At 72.1% G+C, this 20326-nt stretch carries 15 protein-coding genes and 1 pseudogene; 4 read left to right on the top strand and 12 right to left on the bottom strand.

The genetic code is table 11. The annotated features are described in order from the left end of the window. Window positions 1-317: 317 nt before the first annotated feature. The 6 genes from ACTIGN_RS22105 to ACTIGN_RS22080 all read right to left on the bottom strand — a co-directional run bounded on the left by ACTIGN_RS22105 (window position 318) and on the right by ACTIGN_RS22080 (window position 9104). Window positions 318-512 carry a hypothetical protein gene (locus tag ACTIGN_RS22105; RefSeq protein WP_439627870.1) on the bottom strand — a complete coding sequence of 65 codons (195 nt, stop codon included), beginning with the start codon at window positions 510-512 and terminating at the stop codon, window positions 318-320. A gap of 112 nt (window positions 513-624) precedes the next feature. Next, window positions 625-777, bottom strand: a complete 153-nt coding sequence (locus ACTIGN_RS22100) for a hypothetical protein (RefSeq protein ID WP_439627868.1) — start codon at window positions 775-777, stop codon at window positions 625-627. A gap of 153 nt (window positions 778-930) precedes the next feature. Continuing rightward, a complete protein-coding gene (locus tag ACTIGN_RS22095) occupies window positions 931-1503 on the bottom strand; it encodes a 3'-5' exonuclease (protein WP_439627866.1) in 573 nt (190 codons plus the stop codon). A 54-nt stretch (window positions 1504-1557) separates the two neighbouring features. Continuing rightward, window positions 1558-2958 (bottom strand): protein kinase domain-containing protein, encoded by a 1401-nt coding sequence (locus ACTIGN_RS22090; protein WP_439627864.1) that lies wholly within the window; start codon window positions 2956-2958, stop codon window positions 1558-1560. Further along, window positions 2955-6632 (bottom strand): response regulator, encoded by a 3678-nt coding sequence (locus ACTIGN_RS22085; protein WP_439627862.1) that lies wholly within the window; start codon window positions 6630-6632, stop codon window positions 2955-2957. Before ACTIGN_RS22085 ends, ACTIGN_RS22090 begins: the two co-directional genes overlap by 4 nt. A 165-nt stretch (window positions 6633-6797) precedes the next feature. After that, window positions 6798-9104 (bottom strand): AMP-binding protein, encoded by a 2307-nt coding sequence (locus tag ACTIGN_RS22080; RefSeq protein WP_439627860.1) that lies wholly within the window; start codon window positions 9102-9104, stop codon window positions 6798-6800. A gap of 340 nt (window positions 9105-9444) precedes the next feature. Between ACTIGN_RS22080 and ACTIGN_RS22075 the strand changes: the two genes are divergently transcribed. Next, window positions 9445-9801, top strand: a complete 357-nt coding sequence (locus ACTIGN_RS22075; RefSeq protein ID WP_144949300.1) for a hypothetical protein — start codon at window positions 9445-9447, stop codon at window positions 9799-9801. Window positions 9802-9883: 82 nt separating this feature from the next. Here the strand turns inward: ACTIGN_RS22075 and ACTIGN_RS22070 are convergent, their stop codons facing one another. The 4 genes and pseudogenes from ACTIGN_RS22070 to ACTIGN_RS22055 form a co-directional block, all read right to left on the bottom strand. Then, on the bottom strand, window positions 9884-10501 hold the full coding sequence (locus ACTIGN_RS22070) for a hypothetical protein (RefSeq protein ID WP_439627858.1): 618 nt from the start codon (window positions 10499-10501) through the stop codon (window positions 9884-9886). A gap of 225 nt (window positions 10502-10726) precedes the next feature. After that, entirely contained in the window at window positions 10727-11464 is a 738-nt protein-coding gene (locus tag ACTIGN_RS22065; protein ID WP_439627856.1) for a phosphatase domain-containing protein, read from the bottom strand. Then, the gene (locus ACTIGN_RS22060) at window positions 11461-12165 is read right to left on the bottom strand and encodes a hypothetical protein (RefSeq protein WP_439627854.1); all 705 of its coding nucleotides are present in this window, start codon (window positions 12163-12165) and stop codon (window positions 11461-11463) included. Before ACTIGN_RS22060 ends, ACTIGN_RS22065 begins: the two co-directional genes overlap by 4 nt. A gap of 386 nt (window positions 12166-12551) precedes the next feature. Then, window positions 12552-12935 (bottom strand): annotated as a pseudogene (locus ACTIGN_RS22055) (copper-transporting ATPase); the annotation flags it as partial. 366 nt (window positions 12936-13301) lie between these two features. On the opposite strand from ACTIGN_RS22055, the gene ACTIGN_RS22050 reads away from it, so the two are divergent. Continuing rightward, complete coding sequence (locus tag ACTIGN_RS22050; RefSeq protein ID WP_439627852.1) at window positions 13302-17312, top strand: protein kinase domain-containing protein; 4011 nt, start codon at window positions 13302-13304, stop codon at window positions 17310-17312. Between the two features lie 207 nt (window positions 17313-17519). Further along, window positions 17520-17957, top strand: coding sequence for a hypothetical protein (locus tag ACTIGN_RS22045; protein ID WP_439627850.1), 438 nt, complete (start codon window positions 17520-17522; stop codon window positions 17955-17957). A 3-nt stretch (window positions 17958-17960) separates the two neighbouring features. Here ACTIGN_RS22045 and ACTIGN_RS22040 read toward each other — a convergent pair whose 3' ends face one another. After that, on the bottom strand, window positions 17961-18398 hold the full coding sequence (locus tag ACTIGN_RS22040; RefSeq protein WP_439627848.1) for a hypothetical protein: 438 nt from the start codon (window positions 18396-18398) through the stop codon (window positions 17961-17963). After that, window positions 18395-19867 carry a right-handed parallel beta-helix repeat-containing protein gene (locus tag ACTIGN_RS22035; protein WP_439627847.1) on the bottom strand — a complete coding sequence of 491 codons (1473 nt, stop codon included), beginning with the start codon at window positions 19865-19867 and terminating at the stop codon, window positions 18395-18397. The genes ACTIGN_RS22040 and ACTIGN_RS22035 overlap by 4 nt, the downstream gene beginning before the upstream one ends. A gap of 229 nt (window positions 19868-20096) precedes the next feature. Here ACTIGN_RS22035 and ACTIGN_RS22030 point away from each other — a divergent pair, with 229 nt between their 5' ends. Then, on the top strand, window positions 20097-20270 hold the full coding sequence (locus tag ACTIGN_RS22030; RefSeq protein WP_439627845.1) for a hypothetical protein: 174 nt from the start codon (window positions 20097-20099) through the stop codon (window positions 20268-20270). The last annotated feature ends 56 nt before the right edge of the window (window positions 20271-20326 follow it).

The raw sequence follows: 20326 nt of genomic DNA, 5'->3' as shown, positions 1-20326 counted from the left end.
CCTCACCGAATCCGACCCGCGCCGTTCGGCACTCGTCCGGCCGCGGACCGCGAGTTCGTCCGGGGTTTGCTCGTTCGGGCCGAACATCTTGTACCGCAGGGTGCTAACGGTAAGCGACGCACTCACTTAACTTTACAACTCAACCTGTTGCTCCAATTAGAATTTGTCCGCAAGAATTATGATGATTTGGCGAAATTGGAGTTCATCGGCGAGGGGTGGCGCACCCGCGCCGAAACAATGAGAAGTGCTTGAGTCTCGCAGCCGACCACATCACCGCCGGGCGTCGCGTCGGGGGGAACGTGACGCCCGGCGGCCACTCACGCCTCGATCGGCTCCGCTTCCAGAGTCGCCGGGGCGATGGCCCGACGGGACCGCACCACGCGCCGCAGGGTCGAGGGCTCGGCCCGCGGGGCGACCGCGTGCGAGACGGCGCACGCTTCGCGCTGGGCCTCTTCGAGCGTCAGGAAGGGGTCAAGGAGCAGGGCGGTCAGGGTCGAGAGGGTGCGGTCCATGCTCGTCGGGCTCCAGGGCGGGGGTGGGCGAACCGTGCGGGTTGCGGGGTCGGGGTAAAGTTTGTAGCGGGCGGTAAGAACTTCAGGCTCGGGGTTGCAACGGTTACCGGCGTCAGGCGGGGAGGTGAACCGCGCCGAGGTCCAGCCACCAGTCGCCCGAGTCGTCGCTCGGATTGAACGCGGCGTCGAGGAAGAATCGGGGGGCCGCGTCGTCGTCCGCGAGCGACAGCCGGGCAACGTCGGTGGTCTGGGGGGTCGGGATCATCGTGAGTCCTCGCGGGTCGGTTGGGGCCGGGTGGGCCAGCGTGGGTTCGATGCGAGTGGATACGCACCTGTCGTGCCGCGCCGCGGGCCGAAATACCCAAGAGAAGTGGGTGGGGTCCGGGTGGCCGCGCGACCCGCACGGGCACCGCAGGCGTTACGATTTCGCGGGCCCGCCAAGAGCGCCCGTCCGCTCCGGATTCACACGGTGCGTGGCCGCGAGGAGGATGCGGGCGCACGCCTCGGCGTCCGAGAGCGGGTCGTGGTGGACGAGGCCGATGCCGAGCCGCCGGCACACCGACGCGAGGTCGTTGGGCTTCAGCCCCCAGTGCCGCCGGGCGACCTGGACCGTGCAGACGAACGGCTGCGGCGGCGGGGGGACGCCCCCGGCCTCGCAGCACGCGAGCAGGACGCGGCGGTCGAACGGGGCGTTGTGGGCCGCGAGGAACTCGACGCCGTCGAGCAGCGGGGCCAACCGCCGCCACGCATCGCAGAACGCCGGCGCGTCCTTCACCATGTCCCAGGTGATCCCGTGCAGCCACGAGAACAGGACGCGCTCGCGGGGCGGCCGCACCAGCACCTTCTCGCGGGCGACAATGGCGCGGCCCTCGACGCGGACGATGCCCACGGCGCAGGCGCTGTCGGCACCGTTGTCGGCGGTCTCGAAGTCGATGGCGGCGAAGGGGGCGTCCGGGTGCGGGGGCGGCACGGGCGGTCGGCGGGGGGCCATGCGGGGCGCTCCGTCACGGGGCTGGCGACACGTCCATGATAGCCCGCGGGCGCGTCACGCGGCCGGTGCCGGGGTGACGGCCGCCAGGGCGGCGAGCAGCGCCCCGGGGGTGGGGAACCGATCGTCGGGGCTCTTCGCGAGGAGCCGCAGGCACACGGCGTCCAGTTCCGGCGTGACCTCGGGGCGGAACCGGCTCGGCGCGACCGGCACCGTGTTGGCGACGTGGTGGAACACGTCCGGCGTCGAGCCCGCGAAGCCGCCCGCGATCGTGGGCGCGCCGGGGGCCGCCTTCCCGAACGGCGGGTGCCCGACGAGCATCTCGTAGAGCACGCCGCCGAGGGCGTAGAGGTCGGTCCGGGTGTCGAGCCGCGACCCGAGCACGAGTTGCTCGGGGGCCATGTAGAGCGGGGTGCCGACGACGCTGGTGTCCACGGTCGCCTGCGGGTCGGGCGAGGCGAGCACCTGCCGCGCCAGGCCGAAGTCGGCGACGCGGACCTCGCCCTCCGGGGTCAGGAGCAGGTTCGCGGGCTTGATGTCGCGGTGGATGATCCCCAGTTCCTCGGCGGCCCCGAGCGCGGCGGCCACGTCCGCGGCGATGCGGACCGCGGAAGCGAGCGTCAGTCGGCGGCCGGGCTGGCGGTTCAACAGGTCGGCGAGGGTGCCCCCGCTGACGTACTCGAACGCGAGGTACACGCCGGAGTCGGTCTCGCCGACTTCGAGCAGCCGCACGATGTTCCGGTGCGCGAGCCGCACGGCGAGGCGGGCCTCGCGGAGCACCCGCTCGCGGGCGTTCGGCAGCGCCGTGAGTTCCGGCCGCATGAGCTTGACGGCCACGAACAGGTCGAGCAACTCGTGGTGCCCGAGGAACACGTCGCCCATGCCGCCGCTGCCCAGGGGCCGGCCGAGGATGATCCGCCCGAGCCGGGCCGGCATGGGCTCCTGCGGCACCGCCGCTCGCGGGTCGTCCGCCCGAGCCGGGGTGTGCTGCCAGACCGAGAGGGGCGCGGCGAGCGTCGGGGCCGCGGGCTGCGTGCTGGCGTGCAGCAGTTGCCGCTCCTGGTCCCGCTGACGCTTCTGGGCCAGGCACGCGCCGATGCGGGCGCGGAGGACCGCTTGATTGAACGGCTTCGGCAGGTAGTCCACGGCCCCCATCTCGATGCACCGGACGAGGTCGTCCTGGTCGCCGCCGCCCGAGATGATGAGCACGGGAATGTGCGCCAGCCGCGGGTCGTCGCGGACGGCCGCGAGCACCGCGTACCCGTTCACCTCGGGCATGTTGATGTCCAGGAGGACGACGTCGATGTGCTCGCGGGCGAGCGCCTCGAGCGCCTCGCGGCCGTTCTCGGCCATGACCGTGCGGTGCCCCTCCCGCTTCACGCGGACGTCGAGCATGCGGCGGGCCTCGGGGTTGTCGTCGGCGATGAGCACGACGCCCGCGGTCACGACCTCACTCATAACTTGACGACCCCCAGTTCCGTGAACGCGCCGATCGTCTGGTGGAACCGCTGCTCGAGTTCCTCGATCAGCGGCGGCGCGGCCCCGAGGTCGCCCGCCTGGCCGAGCCGCTCAAGGGCCGCGCACCGCCCGGCGACCGCCCCGGCCCCGACGTTCGCGGCCGTCCCCCGGAGCCGGTGCGCGAGTTGCCGGAGTTCCTCGCGGTCCCCCGCGGCCACGACCTGCCGGAACAGGGGCAGGTGCTCGGCGACCGCCTGCCGGAACCCGTCGATGAAGCTCTGCAACAGCCCCGGCTCGCCGGCGTCGAGGTCCCGGAGGTCGTCCAGCGTGACCTGGTCGATGAGCGTCGGGTCGGGCTCGGCCGCGGGGGCAGGTGCAGGCGGCGTGCCGTTCGGCTTCGGCGTGCCGTTCGGGGGCGTGGTGGGGCCGGGCGGGCGGTCCAGCCGCCGGCCCCACTCTTCGAGGCACCGGTGCAGGTCGACGGGCTTGACCGGCTTGGTCAGGAACCCGTCCATGCCCGCGGCCCGGCACTTCTGGGCGTCCTCGGTGCTGACGTTCGCGGTCAGCGCGACGACGGCCAGGGGCCGCTCCCAAGCCCGCGCCCGGATCACCCGGGCGCACTCCAGCCCGTCCATCTCGGGCATGTGCATGTCCATGAAGATCACGTCGTAGTGCCGCCGCTCCAGCGCCCGGAGCACCTCGATCCCGTTGTCGGCGAAGTCCGCGGCGTACCCCATGCGGCCGAGCATCACCTTCATCATCTGCTGGTTCACGGGCACGTCCTCGGCCACGAGCACCCGGAGCGGGAACCGCTTGCCGAGGGTCGCGTCGAACTCGGACCGGGCCCGCCGCTCGCCCCGCTGGACCTCCCGGCCCGTGAGCAGCGCGAGCAGCACCTCGAGCAGGGCCGCGGGCTTGAGCGGCTTGGTCACGAACGCGTCGAACTCGCGGCGGTCCCCGAGCGCCTCGCGGCGGGTGAGCGAGGTGAACGCAACCAGCGGCATCGCGCTCGCCGGCCCCTGCTTCTTGCGGATCGCCGCGGCCAGCGCGACGCCGTCCATTTCGGGCATGGCGATGTCGAGCAGGGCGAGGTCGAACTCGATCCCCGCCTCGACCCACCGGAGGGCCTCGAGCGGCGACCCGGTGTCGCGGGTCGTGAACCCCCACCCGCGGACTACGAGCGTCACGATCCGGCGGTTCGTTTCGTTGTCGTCCACGATCAGGATCCGCTTCCCGCCGAGCGACTCCAGGTCGGCCAGGTCCTGCGGGGCGGCGGGCTCCGGGGCCGGGGCCGCGGGCACCACGACGGTGAACGAGAACGTGGACCCGTGGCCCGGCTCGCTGGCCACCCACATGCGGCCGCCCATGAGTTCCGCGAGCCGCTTGCTGATGACCAGCCCGAGCCCGGTGCCGCCGTACTTCCGCGTGGTCGAGGCGTCCACCTGGCTGAACGACTGGAACAGCCGCGAGACGCGGTCCGGGGGGACGCCGATGCCCGTGTCGCGGACCGCGAACGTGATCTCGTGCCGGCCGTCGGGGGTGCGGGCCGCGTCCACGGTCACCACGACCTCGCCGCGCTCGGTGAACTTGACCGCGTTGCTCAGCAGGTTGATGAGCACCTGCCGGACCCGGGTCACGTCGCCGACGACCCACGCGGGCACCCGCGGGTCCAGGTGCGACGCGAGTTCGAGCCCCTTTTCGGACCCGCGGACGGCGATCACGTCGGTCGCGCCCTCGACGCACGCCCGCAGGTCGAACGCCTCGCGCTCCAGTTCGAGGTGCCCGGCCTCGATCTTCGAGAAGTCGAGGATGTCGTTGATGACCCCGAGGAGCGCCTCGCCGCTCGTGCGGATCACCCGCGCGAACTCCTGTTGCTGCTCGGTCAGTTCCGTGTCCTGCAACAGCGACGCCATCCCGAGCACCGCGTTGAGCGGCGTGCGGATCTCGTGGCTCATCGTCGCCAGGAACACGCTCTTGGCGAGGTTCGCTTGCTCGGCGGTTTCCCGGGCCGCCCTGAGCGATTCTTCGGCGGTCCGCCGCGCGGTGACATCCTCGACCGCGCCCTCGTAGTAGACCACGTTCCCGGCCGGGTCGCGGACGGCCCGCGCCTTCTCCCGGATCCAGACGACGCTCCCGTCCTTGCGGCGGATCTGCGACTCGAAGTCCGAGAGCGTGTCGTTCCGCTCCAGCAACTGGATGAATTCGGTGCGGCGGTTGGGATCGACGTACAGTTGCCGGCCGATGTTCGTGAACCCCTCGCGCATCTCCTCGACCGAGTCGAACCCGTAGATGCGGGCCAGGGCCGGGTTGGCGTTCAGGTACCGGCCGGCGGGGGTGGTCTGGAAGATCCCCTCGACCGAGTTCTCGAAGATGTTCCGGTACCGGGCCTCGGCCTCGCGGAGCGCGCCCTCGGCGGCCCTGGCCCGGCCGCTCTCCTCGCGGGCCTGCGCCCACTCCTCGCGGAGCCGCACGGCGATGTTGTTGAACGAGGTCGCGACCTGCCCCAACTCGTCCCGCGACTCGAGGGTCACGACGTGGTCGATGGACCCGCCGAGCATCCGCTCCGACGCCTCGCGGAGCCGGGCGACGGTCCGCATCACGCTGGCGTAGAACGCGACCCACAGGTACGCGACGAGGAGCAGGGCGGCGGCCGCGGCGGCGGCCACGAGCCACTTCTTGCGGACGAACCCGTCGCGGCGCGCGGCGAGGAGCGCGTCGAGTTCGGCGGCGGTCCGGTCCCACAGGGCGAAGTTCGCTTCCAAACTGGTCCGGGCGAGGCGGGCGTACTCCTCGGGCGAGACCGTCGGTGCCTTCGGGCTGGTGACGCCGGTCTCGGTGACGCGGAGCAGCGCGTCGGTTTCCCCGAGCCACCGGCGGAGCGGCTCGTCGAGGGCCGGGCCGAGCGTGTTCGCCGGGTTGCTCCTGAACGCGGTCTGCATCCCGGCGCGGGTCTCCTCGACGCTCGCCCGGAGCAGCCCGGAGAGCCGCACGAACTCGGCCCGCTGCTCGGCGGTGAGCGCCCCGCCGGGCGCCAGCGACTGCCGCGCGAGGCCGCGGACCTGCACCGTCAGCTCCTGGCTCTGCGGGAGCTTCAGGAGCACGGCGTCCATCAGGTAGTAGCTGTCCAGGTCCGGGTCGAGGATCAGGTTCGACGTGTCCCCCACCCGGCTCCCGAGGGCGCGGGTGTCCGCGAGCAGTTGCAGGTGCAGGTCGTCGGTGCTCACCGGGTCGAGGAGCAGGAGCTTCTCGCGGAGGAACCGCCAGTTCTCGCGGAGCGCCTCGTACTCCGCCGCCGTCTTGAGCCCGGCACCGAGGTCCCGCTGGACCGCCTGGAGCGCCGCGAAGTCCCCGTCGATCTCGGCCTGCTTGCGGACCAGCTCGGGCCGCACCGCGACCCGCCCGGCGGCGACCTCCTGGGCCAGCGCCCGGCTCTGTGCGGCGTGCTCGTAGATCCCGCGCAGGGGCCGCAGGTAGCGGGTGCCGTTGAGTTCGTTCTGGGTGAACGCGACCCGCTCGTTCAGCTCGGTGATGAGCAGGTACATGACGAGGACGAGGGGGAGCGCGAACAGCAGGCTGATGAGGAGGAACTTGTGCGGGTAGCGCAGCCGGTTGATGACCGCGAGGGCGGGCGCGAGGAGGGGGTTCGGCCGTCCGCGCGACGGGTGGGGGGCCAACGAACACCTCCTCGTTTGGGCGGGTCGCGGTTGCGCACGGGAGCGGCGCCGCGCTCGGTGCGGCACGGGCCGCCCGAGTGGCAACGAGCGGAGAGGTTCACGCAGTATAGAACAGAGAATTGACGGGTGCGAGCCCCGGGCGGCCCCGTTACCTGCCCGGTCGGGCTACCGACCGGCGATCTCGCGGGCCACGTCGCCGAGCTTCTTCAGGTCGAGTTTCCCGCTCCCGAGCACCGGCATCGCGTCCACGGTGTGGCAGTCGCGGTGGTCCGGTACCCACAGGTTCGGCAGCCCGCGCTTGCTCAGGGCGTCGAGCGCGCACGGGAGCCGCTCGGCGACGTCCGGGAGGTACAGCACGACGATGCGCTCGCCGCGGCGCTCGTCGGGGACCGCGGCGACGGCCAGCACCCGCTCGCCGTTGCTCCCGAGCGCGTCGTGCAGCTCCTCGTCGAGCCGCTCCAGCGGGACCATCTCGCCGGCGATCTTGGCGAACCGCGACATGCGGCCGGTGATGCGGACGAACCCGTCGGGCTCGATGAGGCCGACGTCGCCGGTCGAGTACCACCCGTCCCTGATGGCGGCCGCGGTCTTCTCGGGCTCGTCGAGGTAGCCGCTCATCACGTTCGGCCCCTTCACGCACAGCACCCCCTCGACCCCGACGGGGAGCGGCTCGCGGTCCACGGTGCCGAACGCCTTCACGCACACGCCGTAGATCGGCTGGCCGACCGTGCCGCGGTGGTTCCGCTCCTGTGCGAACCCGTCGCCGCGAACGTCCGGCAAGTTCGACGACACGACCGGCGACACCTCGGTGCACCCGTACCCCTCCAGCGGGAGGACGCCGAACTTCGCGTGGAACTCGTCCTGGAGCTTGACGGGGAGCTTCTCGGCCCCGCAGATGAGCAGCGCGACCGACTTGAAGTCGTCCTTGTCGCACCGGCGGATGTAGAACCGCAGGAACGTCGCGGTGCTGAGCATGACCGTGATGCGGTTGGCCCGGGTCAGCTCGCCGACCTCCTTCGCGGACCGCGGGTCGGGGTAGTACACCGCGAGGCACCCGACCACCAGCGGTGCCCAGAGGCAGACCGTGTACCCGAAGCTGTGGAAGAACGGCAGCACGCCGAACAGCCGGTCGTCGCGGGTGATGCCGAGTGTGTCAACGGCCGACCGGGCGTTGGTCCCGATGTTCCGGTGGGTGAGGACCACGCCCTTCGGGTCGCCGGTGCTGCCGCTGGAGAACACGATCGTGAGCGCGTCGTCCACCTTGTGTTGGTGCAGGCCGAGGGACCGCTCGATCGCCCACGCGGGGAGCAGGAGCACCGCGAGGAACGTGCGGACCCGCTGCCACCTCGTGACCGACGCGAGCACGTCTTCGAGGTAGATCGCGGTGACGCCGTCGGGGAGTTCGAGCGGCACACGCAGCAGGAACCGCTTCGACGTGACGACGACCCGCACGCCGGCCTTCCGCAGCGAGGCCCGGACCGGGTCCGCTCCGGCCGTGTAGTTCAGGTTCACCGACGTCTTGCCGAGGAACGCGATGGCGGCGTTCGCGAGCAGCCCCCCGAGGCTCGTCGGCATCCACACGCCGACGTTCCGGGCGTCACCGACTCGCGAGCGCAGGTACGCGGTGACGCACAGCGCGCCGACGAGGGTTTTCCCCCAGGTGAGGGTGCGGGGCGCGCCGGCGGCGTTGTCGGTGACGCACGGCCGGAACAGGTTCCGGAAGCTCGCGGCGTTCCGCACGAACGCCCGGTGGACCGGGACGATGTGGTCGCTCTCCCACAGCGCGAGTGCGGCCGACGCCTCCTGGACGGCGAGGCGGTAGTCGCCCGCGGTCAAGTCCTTCGGCAGCGGCTCGCCGAACCACACCCCGACGCGCGGCCGCCAGGCCCGCGGCCACTTTCGCGCGACCGGCCCCCGCCCGTGGCTGAAGAACCCGCCCCACAACCCGCCGAGGCACGCCGGGACGACCTTCACGTCGGTGCGCGTGAGACGCAGGACGCGCTCCAGCCCGCGGCCGAACGGGTACATGTTCCCCGTTCGCGTCAGGCCGCGCTCGGGGAAGATCACCACCACGCGGCCGGCGTCGAGCGCCGCGGCGACCCGAGCCAGGCCGTCGGCGACGGCGTGCGGGCGGCGCGGGTCGGTTTCGACGGGGATCGTGTTCCGCCGCGCCCACGACAGGAAGAACCGGGCGACCGGGTTCCGGCCGTACTTCGCCTGCGACACGAACGCGGCCGACCGCGGGCACGCGAGCCACAGCAAAAGCCAGTCGATGACGCTGACGTGGTTGCACACGACGAGCACGCCGCCCGATGCCGGCACACGGTCGCGGTGGTGGACCCGGACCCGATACATGGCACGGACCGCGACCCACAGGACCGGGCGCAGCAGGGCCGGGACGAGCCAGGTGGCGACGGCGGCCGCGGCGAGCGCACCGAGGACGAGTGCAACGGCGGAGAGGTCGTCGGGCATGGTCGCGTCCGTGGGACCGGGGCGTGGGCGCGTGCGCCCCCCAGATTACGGGACGCCCGGCGGGCCGCCAACAGCCGGCGGGGGGAGTTTTCTTCGCCGAGTCCGCTTGCGACGCCCGCGGCGGGCCGTTATACGCCCCGCTACTTCGCGACGACAACGGAACGGACGGGGGAAGGCGGTCACGCCGGGGTGGGTGGGGCCGCCCCCCCCCCCCCCCCCCCCCCCCCCCCCGCCGGGGGGGGGGGGGGGGGCCCGGGGGGGGGGGGGGGCCCCACCCGCCCGGCGGTGGCCGACTGGGGGCGGCCGCGCTTCGCGCGTGGCCCGAAGGTGGGGGAACCGAATGGCGATTTCGTGCGACCCGCTGCTGCGACACGTGCTCCGCGACGAGTCACTCACCCGGGGGCTGGGTGACATCGAGGCGCGGATGCTCATCGAATGGGTCACGGACTGGACGGAACTGCTGGCCGACGCGGCCCGCACCGAGGACGACGCCTGGTCGTGCGTCCGGCGGTTGTGCCGCCGCGGGAAGGCGATCAGCCGGTTCGTGCAGCTCTGGACCGACCCGGAGAACCGCGGCGCGGCCGGCCAACTCGCCGCCGCCGAGCGGTTCGCGTGGCCGCTGCCGACCCGATCCATCGACCCGGCCGACCTGATGCACCACATCCTCACGTGGGAGAACCAGCACCCGGACTCGTGACGAGCGGAGCGGGCCGCGCGGAAGTGGAACGAGGGGCGGAGCGGGCACCGGGCAGGTGCCCGCTCCTTCCGTGCGCCCGTCCTCACTCCTTCAGTTCGGCGCCGGCCACGACGAGGGCGCGGCCGCGGCTGCCGGCGGTGACGTCGATGCTGCGGGTGTACTCGTAGGTCTTCCCGTTCGCGGTCCACCGCCCCTTCACGTCGAACGTATAGGTGCTGAAGACACGGATCGCGGGGGACGTGAGGGTCCACTGGGTGTTGCGCTGGCCGGCGACCTTGTTCCCGTTGATCCACACCTCGGCCGGGGCCGGGAACTCGACGACCAGAACCGCCGGGAACTCCTCCAGTGCCAGGTTCCGACCGGGCGCGATCGGCTCCGGGGCCGGGTCGACAACCGAGAAGTTCGGGGCGAAGCTGGTCGCCGGCGCGTAGCCGAACCCGCCGCCGTAGGGGTACGGGTACCCGCGCTCGTGCCCGGCCCAGATGCCGGAGTATGGGTATCCCAGCCTCGGGGTGTACTCGTCCGAGTCCGCGCAGAACCCACCCCCGATGCCGCCTCGGGGCGGCCGCGGAGGGGGCGTCGGTGCCGGGGCGGGCGCTGCCGGGGGCTTGCGGCGAAAGCCGCCCTCCATCCCGGACTGTGCGGGCGCGAGTTGCGGCAGGGCGGCGAGTAGCCCTGCCGCGAGAAGGAAACGGGACATGGCGACTCCCAGTTGTTCGACCCGGACCGAGCGGGGCGGGGCGTCCCGTCGGCGTTGCGTGTTCGGCAGGTGTGGCCCGAGCGAGCGGACGCGCTGCGGTCCGGTGCCCGGGGGTGGAACACGCGACCCGGCGTGGGGCGGGCACGCGAAGGGGTAATCGGCAAACGTCCGGACAAGGGAGAACTTGCGCGCCTTCTTCGCGATTGTTCGCGAGTGCGACGGAACTCAGATGAGCTGGGAGCCCGTGAACGTTGCCACCGCATTGCTTTGAGTGCGGTTCAAGCGGACCCCGCGGCGGCGCGAACGCAGGAGCCTCACGCCGCTTGCGGCCGACGGGACCGCGCCGGTCGCGAGCAGGTACGCGACCACGACGGTTCCGGTGCGCCCGTGGCCGAGAGCGCAGTGAACATAAGTCGGTCCCGCGGCGACGGCCTCGGCCAACCAGCGGACCGCCCCGAGCAGTTGGATAGGGTCTGGCGCAGTCGCGTCGAGGACCGGAAGGGAGCGGTAGCGGGGAAGGGTGCGTAAGGCGGGCGCCTCGGCGAATTCCGGGGCGAGGTCGAGGACCGCGTGCCAGTGCAGTTGTTCCACCGCGGTGCGGGCCTCGGCGCTCGTGAGGCGGCGGCCGAAGTAGAGGTTCGGAACGACCTCGGCGAACGCCGGCTCGCGGCTCATCAGTCGGTGAAGCCCCCAGACGACCGCGTTGAGCAGAAAGTACGGGGCGAATAGTACGCAACTCACGGGAGCCTGCCGGCCCGTGTCGCGCTTGCCGAATACTCGCGGGCCGACGCCCGCGTAGGCGGCCGAGAGGGTGAGGAACGCGAGGGCCGTCCACCCGGGGACAATGCACAGCGTGTTCCCGTCTCCGACCGCGGCCCACGCGCACGCCCCGCAGACGCACGCCAGGACCAGGAAAATGACTGCGTACGCGGCGTGAACCGGGGCGGTTGGGCTCGCGGTCACTCCTTCACTTCCACCCCGGCGACCACGAGCGCCCGGCTCCGGTTGCCGCCGCCGACGTTCACCGTGCGGGCGTACTCGTAGGTCTTGCCGTTCAGGCTCCAGCGGGCCTTCACGTCGAACGTGAACTCGGTCCCGGTCTTCACGAGCGGGGACGTGAGCGTCCACTCGGTGGTCGGCTTCCCGTCGCCCCTTTTGCCGTTGACCCACACCTCGGCCGCCGCGGGGAACTCCAGCGTCAGCACCGCCGGGAACTCGTCCCCGATGGCCAGGTTCGGGCCGGCCTGGATCGGGGGCGGGTCGAAGGTCGGCGCGGTGAACGAGAAGCTCGTGGCGGGAGCGTACCCGTAGCCGTAGCCGGACCCATAGTACGGCACGCCGCCGAAGCCGTACCCGCCAGTCCAGATGCCGGAGAACGGGAACCCCGGGGCCGGGCACCCGGGGCCGAACCCCCCGCCCACGCCGCCCGCGCACGGGTACTTCGGGGGCAGGGGAATTGGCGACGGCCCGGCCGGGACCGGCGACCGCCACCCGGCCCCGAACCCGCCCCCCGGCGACGCGGCGATTCCGGGCGACAGCGGTGCCCGCCCCCCGCCCCCGAATCCGCCATTCGGCGACGCAGCAATTCCGGGCGACAGCGGCTGCGCGTGCGCCGCGGCCGGAACTGCGAGAAGGAGGAGGGCGGCGAGGGCGGGACGGATCATGGGTGCGGCTCCGGGGTGCGATTCACCCCATTGTACCCGTTTGAGGGTGCGGGTCGCGGGGATTCGCTGGGTGGGTCAGGCGCAAGAAGTGGGGCGCGAGATTCGGCGGGGGACTCGCATACCCCGCTAGTCTCGCGCCCGTGGTGGGTGGGAAGATCATCTCTCCTGAGTCGGGACTCGCATCCGACTCGACACAACGAATTGCAAGCACGGTGCCAATTCACCGCCGCAGACCCCGGGCCGCGTGCGGGGCGGGGGGAACTTGCGGAAAGGAAGCGGTTTACGCGGCCCGTGTGCCCGTGATTTTGTCCGCACCCCCCGAGAGGGAGACCTCGACACCGACTCGGTGCACGGTTCCGCAACACGTCGGTGTGCGATTCCGCGGGTCACAATCGAACCGCTCGGAGCCGCAGGGCGTTCGCCACTACCGACACCGAACTCAGGCTCATCGCGACCGCAGCGAGCACCGGGCCGAGCAGGATGCCGAACGCGGGGTACAGCACGCCGGCCGCGACGGGGACGCCGAGCAGGTTGTAGGCGAACGCGAAGAACAGGTTCTGGCGGATGTTCCGCATCGTCGCCCGGCTCAGCACGCGGGCCCACGCGATGCCCCGCAGGTCGCCCTTCGCAAGTGTCACGCCGGCCGATTCGATTGCCACGTCGGTCCCGGTGCCCATCGCGATGCCGACGTCCGCGGCCGCCAGCGCCGGGGCGTCGTAGATCCCGTCGCCGGCCATCGCGACCGTTCGGCCCTCGGCCCGGAGCCGTTCGAGGACGTCGGCCGAGCGGATCAGCACGCCGGCGGTGGCCCCGCGGCCGATCCCGACGATCACCGACATCAGCGTCGCCAGCCCGAGGGCGCGCGGACATGTGTACTTCGACCCCCGGGGCACGGGGAACCTCATGGTTGGACGGGCGTCGGACCGCCCTCACCAGTAGTCAACGGCGGGCATCAAGTTACGAAGGGTGACCGTGCAGCGGGCCGGTCTGTCTCGTCTAATGTGTGTGGCCGCGCCCGGAATGGGCCGGCGGCCCGTGGCAACCCGGGTGGTCCGGGCACCTTATCCGGTTGCAACCGCGGGGTTCGCCCGGATAGATTCAAGGGGCGTCAAACCCTCTCCCGAACAGGGCCGAACATGGCCGGCGGCTACAGTTGCTCGTTCGGACACACCTGGGCACCGCGTGAGGGGAACGCCCCGCGGGCCTGCCCGGTGTGTGGCGACACGCTGGTGACGCCGGCCAACGGCTCCCCGGGGGCCGCCCCGGCCCGCGGTGCGGTCGGCCGCCTCGACCTGATCGACGTGCCCGACGCCGACGTCGCGACGATGGAGTTCAACCCGGCCGCCCCCACGCCCCGCCAGTCGTCCGGCGACACCCCGTCGTTCGCGTCCCTGGTCGGCATGCCGGTCGCGGCCGCCCCGGTGGTGCCGCTGCCGCCGTACCCCGACGATGTGCCGATGGCCGAGCCGAAGTCCACGATGAACCCGGACTCGGTCGTCCCGTTCGCCCAGGCCATCGACTTCGCCCCGCCCGCGGTGCCGGGGTACGAGGTCCACGGCGAACTGGGCCGCGGCGGCATGGGCGTCGTCTACAAGGCCCGGCAACTGAGCCTGAACCGGCCGGTCGCGCTCAAGATGATCCTCGCCGGGAGCCACGCCGGGAAGAACGAGCGGGAGCGGTTTCGCCGCGAGGCCGAGGCCGTCGCCACCCTCCAGAACCCGCACATCGTCCAGATCTTCGAGATCGGTGAGGCCGACGGGCACCTGTACCTGGCCCTGGAGTTCGTGGACGGCGGGAACCTGGCGCAGCACCTCAAGAAGTCCCCGTGGTCGGCCCGCGACGCGGCGGAACTGGTCGAGGTACTGGCGCGGGCGATGCAGTACGCGCACAACCAGGGGGTCGTCCACCGCGACCTCAAGCCGGGGAACGTGCTCCTCCAGGGGGGCAGGGCCGAGGCCCCTGCGGGCGAGCACGCAGCGACCCGCGCGTGGGGCGCGGGCGACGCCGCGGCCGCGCCGCCCGACCTGCGGTTCCCGGTCATCGGCTACCGGCACAGCGGCAGCAAGTCCGCCCCGGCCAAGGTGGTCAAGCCGGTCCCGAAGGTCACCGACTTCGGGCTCGCCAAGCGGCTCAACGACACGGAGAACCCCGACGGCGGCACGAAGACGGGCGCGGTGATGGGCACGCCGAGTTACATCGCCCCCGAGCAGGCCTCGGGCAAGACGCGCGAGGTCGGCCCGTCGGTCGACATCTACGCGCTCGGGGCGATCCTCTACGAGCTCCTCACCGGCCGCCCGCCGTTCCTCGGCGAGACCCCACTCGACACCGTCCTGCAGGTGCTCCACGACGACCCGGTCCCGCCCCGGCAGCTCCAGCCGACGGTCCCCCGCGACCTCGAAACGATCTGCCTGAAGTGCCTGACGAAGAACCCGGCGAAGCGGTACCCGACGGCCGACGCGCTGGGCGACGACCTCCAGCGGTTCCTGCGGGGCGAGCCGATCGTCGCGCGGCCGCTCTCGGCGTGGGGCCGGGGCGTGAAGTGGGCGCGGCGGCACCCGTCGCTGGCGCTGCTGGCGTCGTTCACGTTCGTCGCCACGGTGTCGCTCGTCACCGTGCTGTCGGTGGCCTACGCCCGGGTGCGCGAGGCGGTCACCGAGAAGGACCTCCAGGCGAAGGCGGCCGAGGTTTCGCGGGCCAAGGAACATGAAGAGCGGAAGCGGGCCGAGAAGCTGGCCGCGGAGAACGAGCAGGCCCGCAAGAAGGCCGACCAGGACAACGAGAAGTTGCTGGCCGAGGGCAACCGGACCCGGCGGGCCGCGTACGCGCTGCAGTTGGCGCAGATCGCGGCGCTGTGCGAGCGCGACCCGCGGCGGGCGCGGGAACTGCTCGAGAGCGAGGCCCGGTGCCCGGCGGCGCTGCGGGACTTCGCGTGGGCGTACCTGCACCGGCTGTGCCAGCGCGAGGAGCGCGCGTACCGCGAGCACGCCGAAGCGGACGTGCTGCTCACCGTCGCCATTTCCCCCGGCGGCGCGCTGGCCGCGACCGCCGGGAAGGCCGGTCCGGTCCGGGTGTGGGACCCGCGGTCCGGGCGGTCGTGGGCCGTCCTCAGCGGGTTCGACGGCGAGGTCACCGGGGTCGCGTTCAGCCCCGACGGGGGACTGGTGGCCGCCTGCGGCGAGGACGGGGCCGTGCGGTTCTGGGAGCTCCCGGTCAACGTCCTCCGGGACACGAGTCGGTCGGTGGACTTCGTTCCGTACCTCCAGACCCTCGTCCAGCCGCTGGTCCTGCCCCCGACCGTGGAGTTGACCGGCGCGCACCCGGGCGGGGTCGGGTGCCTGGCGTTCAGCCCGGACGGGCGGTTCCTCGTCACCGGCGGCGAGGACGGCCGCGTGCGGTGGTGGGAACTGGACGGGTGGCGCGCCCGGAACCCCCTGGTCGCCGCCGTCGGCGGGCCGGCCGCGGCGGCGGCCGTGCGGGACCAGGCCCGCCAGGCGACCGGTCTGGTGTCCCCCGGCAAGGATTTGCCGGTCCACGACGACCGACCCCCGTCCGCGGTCCGGGCGCTGGCGTTCGCCGCGTCCGGGAAGTCCCTCGCCGTGGGGTGCGCCGACGGGTGGGTCCAGGTCCGCGCCGCCGACGGGTCGAGCGTCCTCCGCTCCCGGCGGCTCACCGCGGCCCCGGTGCGGGCCGTGGCGGCCGCCCCCGACGGCCGCACACTCGCCGTCGTGAACAACGACGCCGTCCACAGCATCCTGATCGTCGACGTCGAGCGGATGCAAGAGGTGCGCCGGCTGACCGGCCACACGCGGGAGATCTACGCGCTGGCGATGAGCCCCGACGGGGCCCTGCTGGCGTCCGCCGCGTTCGACCAGACGGTCCGGCTCTGGAGCACCGAGGACGGCCAGGAGCGGAGCGTCCTCTGGGGCCACGCGAAGCGGTCCCCGAGCGGCGAGGTGCAGCCCGTGGGGGTCACCGGCGTGGCGTTCGCCCCCGACCGCCGGAGCCTGATCTCGGTCGGGTTCGACGCGGCCGCCGTCGTCTGGCACACGATCCCCCGGGCGTTCGACGCCGCCGAGCCGCTCAAGGCCACCAGCCTGTCCGCGGTCGCCCTGTCGGCCACCGGGGCGACCCTGTTCGGCGGCGACCCCCTCGGCCGGGTCGTCGCCCTGCGGACCGACTCCCGCGCGGCCCGGCCCCACCTCCCGGCGGCCGCCGCCCCGTTCGTCCTCTTCTCGGCCCTCGACCACACCCTCGACGGGAACGCCCCCGCCGAGCCGCTCGTGGTCCGCGCGACGGCGGCCTCACCGGACGGCCTGACGCTGGTCGCCGCGACCGACCGCAGCGCCCTCGTCGTGTGGCGCGTCTTCCGGCTGCCCGAGGGGGCCACGGGCCTGTCCGCGTACGGCACGCTGCCACCGCTGGTCGTCGCGGTCCCGCGGCCCGTGTACGCGATGGCCGTGGACCCCACCGGTCGCTGGCTCGCCGCCCTCGACGCCGAGGGGGTCCGGCTCTGGGACCTGCGCGACCTCCCCCACGCCCACGCCGGGGCGACGGGGGCGGTGGCGCCCGCGGGGCCGGGGCTGGTTCACTCCGTCTCGGGGGCGCGCGAGTTGGTCTTCAGCCCCGCCGGCGACCGGCTCGCCGTGGCGGTCGAGCGGGGGCTGCGGGTCATCGACCTGAAGGGGAAGCAGGTCGCCGACGTGTTCGCGGCCCACGACGAGCCGGTGGAGGCGGTCGCGTACGGCGGGCGGGCCGGCGAGTGGCTCGCCACGGCCGACGCGGGCGGCGTGATCCGGGTCTGGAACCTCGCGGGGGCGACACTGGTGCCCCAGGCGGCGCTGGAGGGTCACACGGGACCGGTCTACGCGCTGGCGTTCAACGCCGACGGGCGGACGCTCGCGTCCGGCGGGGCGGATCGGGCCGTGGTGCTGTGGGACCCGGTCACCGGGAACGAGCGGGCGGTGCTGACCGGCCACGCCGACCGGGTGTTGCGGGTGCAGTTCCTGCCGGACGAGTCGGCGCTGGTGACGGTGAGCCGCGACGGGGCGGTGAAGCGGTGGCGCACGGTGCCACTCGCAAAGCCCGGCGACACGATCTTCGCTCCGCCCCGCGCGACGTTCGGCACCGGCTTCAAGGGCCGGGGGTGAGGGTGGTTTGTGGGACGTCGTTATTCATTCGAGTTGTTCTACCCGCGCGGTCGGGTTCGCGATGGGCTGGACGCACTCGATCGGTACCGTCCCACGGGAAGACCCCGGAGAAGCGCACGGCGAAAGCTGCGGCGTGCCTCGCTCGCGGATTCCATTTCGATCGCACGGCTTACCCCAGATACGCCGGTCTTCGTCGGACAATCCCTCTTGTTCCCCGCCGATGACCCCCTCCGACAGTTTCATGGCGAGGATCATGATGAGTTGCTCGAGTGGGACGACGAGGGACACGAGTACCTTCCCGTGGGAAGCATCGATCTGACGATTCGAGTTGGGGAAATGTTCGCGCTTTTCAGCTACGCCGCTTCTACCAGCTGGATGAGTGATCTGTTCGAGAAGTCGCGACCGATCTGGCGACAGTTCGACACCATTCGCGAATCATCAGGGGGTCTCGTCGGGTTCTTTAGTGGTTGCAGCACGCGTGGAATCTGGTGTTACCCTTTACTCCCGGACGGTCGCGATGGCGTGCCGCTCAATTTCTTCGAATTCGTGCTCGAAGAGCGGGACACCTATTGGCACCTCGACGTGGATCGTTTCGCCCATGCCGCACTCTCCACGCCGCGAACGCCGGTGAGTTCGAACCACTGACGCTCACACCCGTGCCACTTCGGGTTCGTCGGGGGGCTCGCCGTAGCACGGGTGGAGCCCGTAGGCGACCTTTTCGAACCGGTTCTCGAGGTACGGGTTCAGCCCGGCCCGCCAGCACAGGAAGCTCGACAGCCCGTACAGCGGCAGGAACAGCGGCCCGCACCGCATGTACTGACCGACGTGGACGTGCTCGTGGTTCCGGGTGAAGTTGAGCATCCGGCGGTCGCGGGCGACGATGACGTGGCCGAGGGTCATCGCCCCGGCCCCGCCCGCCACGTTCCGCAGGAACCACGCCGCGAACCCGTCGTACAGTTCCAGCACGCCCCACCGGAACTGGGCGCGGCCGCCGGACATCAGCACGAACGGGAGCAGTCCCAGACCCAGGAGCGTGTTCGGCGACGCCCACAGGTAGCCCACCGGGTAGCCGGCGTATCGGATCACGGCTTCACCTTCGCGTCGTAGTTCCGCTCGGCCAGTCCGACGCCCTTGAGGATCTCGTGCGGGCGGCCGAGGTAGTTGTCCACGATCATGTTGTCCCGGCCGCCCTGGGTGCGCACCGCGAGCGACGCGGCGTCCGGGCGGTCGTCGCGGATCAGGCACCCGCTGATGCGCGAGTTCGTCACGTCCGTCAACTCCAACCCGGCGCCGTCGTTGTCGAGCAGCGACAGGCCGGTGACGTTGAACCGCGAGCACCGTTCGAGGGTGAGCGCCGCGGGGGTCGCCCGGGTGCGGCTCACGGCGAACCCCGAGAGCGTGCAATCGGCGCAGTCGCGGAACATGAGGGCGTTGGTCGTCTCGGGCCGCTCCTCGGCGGCGTACCGCGGGTTCCGGTCGAAGTTGTTCGGGCCGACGACCACGGCCGCCGAGTTCTCGGCGAGCACGTTCCACTCGTAGGCCGTCCAGCACGTGTTCCCGGTGATGACCACCCCGCGGGCGTGCTGCAGGTGGATGTTCACCATCACGTCGCTGATGACGTTCCCGGTGATGACGACGTGGCCGTCGCGCAGTTCGTCGGTCCCCTTGACCGGCTTTGCGGTCGGCCCCTTGATGCGGACGTTCGCGGAGCCGGCGGCCTTGTGGTTGTGCTGGATCGTGCAGCCGGTGATGGCGACCTCGGCGTTCGACCCGCCGGTGCTCTCGACCAGGACGTTCGCGGTCGGCGGCCGCTGTGCGCCCTGGTTGCTCTCGATGTCGCACCCGGTGATCTGGAGGTTCCGCACCTCGCCGGCCCGGCACACGACGCCGCCGTCGTCGCAGTAGCTGATGTGGCACCCGGTCACGTTGATCTGGTGCAGGTTCACCGCGTCCATGAACACGCCGACGCCGCGGTTCTCGTAGATGTGCGAGTCGGAAATCAGGACGTTGCGGTCGCGGGCGGTGAGGTGGATTCCGTGGCGGCACTTGCGGATTAGCACCTTCGTCACCGTGAACTGCATCACCCCGGTCGCCTCGATCCCGTCGGCCGCTTCGTGGTCGCCGACGATCTCGACCCCCTCGAACACGGGCATCCGCTCCTTCGCCCAGACGCCGTCCTTGAACGTCTTCGGGTCGGCGGACCCCGGGTGCGTCCCGACGAACTTGAACGCCGGGCCGTCGCCGGCCATCACCACCCGCGGCATCCCGTCGCCGCGGACCGAGGTGAAGCCGGTCTTGGCGAGGTCGACCAGCACCGTCTTCGTGATGCGGTACGTGCCCGGGGGCAGCACCACGAGGCCCGGCGCGGCGTCCACGGCGGCCTGCAGCGCGGCGGTGTCGTCGGCGGTACCGTCGCCCTTCGCGCCGTGGTCGCGGACGTTGCCCGTGGGTGCGGGCCGGGGCGGGGCCGGGGGCTGGGTGCGGGCGGTCAGGGTCACCGCGGTGGCGACACCGAGCCCGGTAACGAGGAGAGGAACGAAAAGGCGTGACGACATCGGCAGCGCTCCGGACGGGCGAGAAAGCCAGAGGTTACCAGACGCGGCCGCGGGAGGGAACGACCGAGGGAATGTGTTCGGCTGTGTTGCCGCCCGCGGTCCACCGCGGCCCCTGCCGCGTCCCGCCTCGGCGGGCCGGGAACCGCCGGTACGCCGGTCGCGTCGACGGTCGGGTAGAATAGGTGTTCGTGTGGCACTTTCCCGGGCGGGACGAATCGGAGGGACGGCGATGGGCGAGAGAGTCGACAGGACCGGGAAGAAGGTCCGCCCGAGGACCGCCGAGCGGGGCAAGCGGTACCTGTGCGCCAGGTGCCGGAAGCGGAGCCCGCGGCCGGTGTACGGCCCCGCGCCGTGGTACTGTACGAAGTGCGCGCCGGCGGCCGACGGACAGCCGCCCGCCTAGACGCAATGCCCTTCAGTTAAGCACAACGACAGCCTCGCGGAAGGGTTTCGTCGGCT

The sequence above is a fragment of the Gemmata sp. genome, assembly GCF_051859125.1.
Taxonomy (GTDB): domain Bacteria; phylum Planctomycetota; class Planctomycetia; order Gemmatales; family Gemmataceae; genus Gemmata.
The sequence above is the reverse complement of the archived record's forward strand: the minus strand, read 5'-3'. Positions and strand labels throughout refer to the sequence as shown.